The sequence below is a fragment of the Mesorhizobium sp. M7D.F.Ca.US.004.01.2.1 genome (assembly GCF_003997785.1).
GTDB classification, from domain to species: Bacteria; Pseudomonadota; Alphaproteobacteria; order Rhizobiales; family Rhizobiaceae; genus Mesorhizobium; species Mesorhizobium loti.
The window spans coordinates 1-3,870 of record NZ_RZRQ01000441.1; the positions used below are offsets into that span (position 1 = coordinate 1).

The following is a 3,870-nucleotide window of genomic DNA, read 5'->3' on the forward strand; positions in this document are numbered from 1 at the left end:
ACCTCATGCCGCGTCTGGGCAACCGCAGGAAGCGTGTCCTGGTCAGGCTGATCCTGAAAGATACGCAATATCTTGGTGCGCTCAACCTGGCCGAGAGCCTCGAAGCAAGCTGGCTGGAGTGGGCTGACCTGACAAATGGCCAGACCCTGCCAATGCTGCGTTCTGCAGTTGCCGGAAACGATGACGCCGTCAAGCGAGGCGTCGATCAGCTACTGGAAACAATGGGCTTTCTCGCCACGGCGGCGACAGCGGAAAAATTGATCGGGGACGTCGTTGTGGCCGGTATGGCCCCGGCAGCGCCTTCGCTCGGTCTTCTGCGCCTCAACGCATCACTGGCCGAGCCTTGAATCGACACATGATCAATCCGGAGAACAGCTAATGAACGCAGCCATCCGTCTTCCGGTCGAGCAGGCCTATGCCGCCGAGTTGCAGGCGCTCGCACGCAATGACGACCGGCAAAGGCCTGCCGGATGGAGCCTTTCGCCAAAGGCGGTTCTGATCTATCTGCTTGGCGGCAAGGCTGACGACGGCACGCTGATAACGCCGAAATATGTCGGCCGCCGCCGGCTGATGGAAACCGCGGTGGCGACGCTCGCCACCGACCACGCGCTGCTGCTGCTCGGCGTTCCGGGCACGGCGAAATCCTGGGTATCGGAGCATCTCGCCGCAGCCATCATGGGTGACTCGACATTGATCGTGCAATGCACGGCCGGCACCGATGAGAACCAGATCCGTTATGGCTGGAACTACGCGCAGCTGCTGGCCAAGGGCCCAAGCCAGGACGCGCTGGTGCCGACTCCGCTTTACCGCGCCATGCGAGACGGCAAGCTCTGCCGCCTCGAGGAACTGACGCGCATGGGTTCGGACGTGCAGGACACGCTGATCACCGTGCTGTCCGAAAAGATGATGCCGATCCCCGAACTCAACACATCGATCTATGCGCAGCGCGGTTTCAACATCATCGCCACCGCCAACAACCGCGACAAGGGTGTCAACGAGCTGTCCTCGGCACTCAAGCGCCGCTTCAACGTCGTCGTGCTGCCCTTGCCTGAAGATATGGCCGAGGAAGTAGCGATCGTCTCTAAGCGCGTCGGCGAGATGGCCGGCGGTCTCGACCTGCCGGTACCGAAGAATGTCGGCGAGGAGATCGCCCGGGTGCTGACCATCTTCCGCGAATTGCGCTCCGGTGCGACATCAGACGGCAAGGTGACGTTGAAGACGCCATCCGGTTCGCTGTCCACGGCGGAGGCGATCGCAACGGTGGTCGGCGGCCTCAGCCAGGCGGCGTGGTTCGATAGCGGCAAGCTTGGCGCCGAAGGCCTTGCCGCCAGCCTTGTCGGCGCCATCGTGAAAGATCCGGTGCAGGACAAACTGGTACTGGAGGAATATCTGGAAACCGTGCTCAAGAAGCGGCCCGACTATGCCGGCTACTATGCGGCCCTGAACGCGGCGATCTGACGCCATGGCGCTCAGCGACGTTTCCTATTTTGGCATACGCCATCACGGGCCCGGCTCCGCCGACAGCTTGGTGCAGGCGTTGCAGGATTTGAAACCGGTCGCCGTGCTGATCGAAGGGCCGGCCGACGCCTCGGCGCTGCTGCCGCTGCTTGCCCGCGCCGAAATGCGGCCACCGGTAGCGCTGCTCTGCTATCCCGAAGATGATCCGGCTTCGACCGGTTTCTGGCCCTTCGCTGAGTTCTCGCCGGAGTATCAGGCGACGCTCTGGGCCGTCGCCAACAACGCGACAGTGCGGTTCATCGACCTGCCGTCATCAGCCCGGGCTGTGCCCATTGAGGCCGAGGGGGAAACCGATGACGATAAAACTGAAGCCAACCTAGAGGCTGACTTGGCGCCGCATTTGCGGGACCCGATCGGAACGCTGGCACAGGCCGCCGGCTATGAGGATGGCGAGAGCTGGTGGTCCGATATCATCGAGCAGAACCCGCAGCCCGGCCCCATCTTCGCTGCCATAGCCGATGCGATGACGACGCTGCGGGACGGCGAAGGTCCGCTCGCCGCATTCGAAGCAAAGCGCGAAGCGCATATGCGGCTTGAAATCGTCGCCGCGAGCAAGGAATTCGACGGTCCGATCGCTGTCGTTTGCGGAGCCTTCCATGTGCCGGCACTGCAAGCGACGCGGCCACAAAAAGAGGACCAGGCCCTGCTCAAGGGGCTTGCTCGGCGCAAGAGTATGATGACCTGGGCGCCATGGACCGGACCGCGCCTTGCGCTCGGCTTCGGCTATGGCGCCGGCGTCGTCGCACCCGGCTGGTGCAAGCATTTGTGGCAGACGCGTGGACAAGGTGACGCCTCGGTCCTGTGGCTTGCGCGCATCGCGGCAGTGCTGCGGGCCAAGGGGCACATGGTCTCGACCGCCTCGCTGATCGAAGCCGAACGGCTGGCCCGGACGCTGGCTGTGATTCGCGAGCGGCCAAAGCCCGGCTTTGAGGAACTGCGCGACGCCTCGATCGCGGCCCTGTTCAACGGCGAAGCGCTGCTGTGGGCGCTGGTCGAAGCCGAATTGCTGCTGGGCGCCGATGTCGGTGAAATTCCGCCAGACACGCCGCTGGCACCGTTGATCGAGGATCTGCAACGCAACCAGAAGGCAGCGCGGCTGAAGCCCGAGGCGCTGGAGCGCGAACTGTCGGTCGATCTACGCAGCGAGAGCGGGCTGTTTCGGTCGACCTTGCTGCACCGGCTGAATGTGCTTGGCGTGCATTGGGGCAAACTGGCCGACAGCGGCCGCAGCCGCGGCACGTTTCGCGAGCGCTGGGCACTCGCCTGGGAGCCGGAATATGCCGTGCGCCTGGTCGAGAATCTGGTCTATGGGCCGACCATCGAAAAGGCCGCCAATGGCCGGCTGATCCAGATGATCGGCGCGGCGACGTCTCTTGATGCGATGGCCGCGCTGGTCCAGGGCGCCATCACGGCAAACCTGTCGGAAGCGTCGACCGCGGGTCTGGCGACACTTGAGGAACGCGCGGCGCGCAGCAGCGAATGCCTGGAAATCCTGGCATCGGTGCCGCCGCTCGCCGACATCATCCGCTACGGCGAGGCCCGCAAGACGGAAACCGCCCGTCTCTCCGGTCTGCTGGAGCGGCTGATCGTCGAAGGTGGGATTGCACTTGCTTACGCCGCCCGCGACCTCGATGCCCAGGCTTCAACGACGCTGGTTGGCGCGATGCGCAAGGCTGATGAAGCGATCAGGCTGGTCGAACCTGAGCAGGGCGTTCTGGACGCATGGCGCAGTGGACTGGCCGCCGTGCTCGATGGATCGCGATCGACGGCGCTCGTGGCGGGCTGTGCCGCGCATCTGCTTTACGAAGCCGGCCATGTGTCTGCCGACGCCGCGGCGGCCCTGATCGCAAGGCGTCTGTCTCCGGGAACGCCGGTCGCCGAGGCGGCAGGGTTCTTCGAGGGTTTCTTCAGCACCGCCGGCCAACGGCTGATCTATGACGAGGGACTGCGCGGCGCGGTTGATGCCTGGCTCAAATCCCTCGACGAAGACGCCTTCATTGCCCATCTGCCATTGCTGCGCCGAGTGTTCTCGCATCTGGACTCGATGGAACGGCGGCGACTGATCGAAGCGGTCCTCGGCCGGGCCAGGCGCTTGCCGGCGGGGCTGACGCCGACGCCGGATGGCAGTGAAGCCTGGCGCCGGCACCTGGAACGGCTTGGGCCTTTGCTGATGAGCGAGAACGGCAATGGATGAAGAGCCCGATATCGACAAAACCGAGCCGGCTGGCGACGGACGGGAGCGCCGCTGGCGGCTGGCGATCGGTGCCGATGACGAGGCCTCGTCAGCGCTTTCCGACAACGACAAGCGGCTCTCGGCGGCTCTCGATGCGCTCTATGGGGATGGCGCAGGCG

At 64.6% G+C, this 3,870-nt stretch carries 2 protein-coding genes and 1 pseudogene; all 3 read left to right on the forward strand.

The window, feature by feature from the left end; genetic code table 11:
- Positions 1 to 347 (forward strand): annotated as a pseudogene (locus EN993_RS32505) (hypothetical protein); the annotation flags it as partial.
- Positions 348 to 378: 31 nt separating this feature from the next.
- Positions 379 to 1,458: an AAA family ATPase gene (locus tag EN993_RS32510; protein WP_127265864.1), complete on the forward strand. Its 1,080-nt coding sequence runs from the start codon at positions 379 to 381 to the stop codon at positions 1,456 to 1,458.
- A gap of 4 nt (positions 1,459 to 1,462) precedes the next feature.
- Entirely contained in the window at positions 1,463 to 3,712 is a 2,250-nt protein-coding gene (locus EN993_RS32515; RefSeq protein ID WP_127265865.1) for a DUF5682 family protein, read from the forward strand.
- Positions 3,713 to 3,870 lie beyond the last annotated feature (158 nt).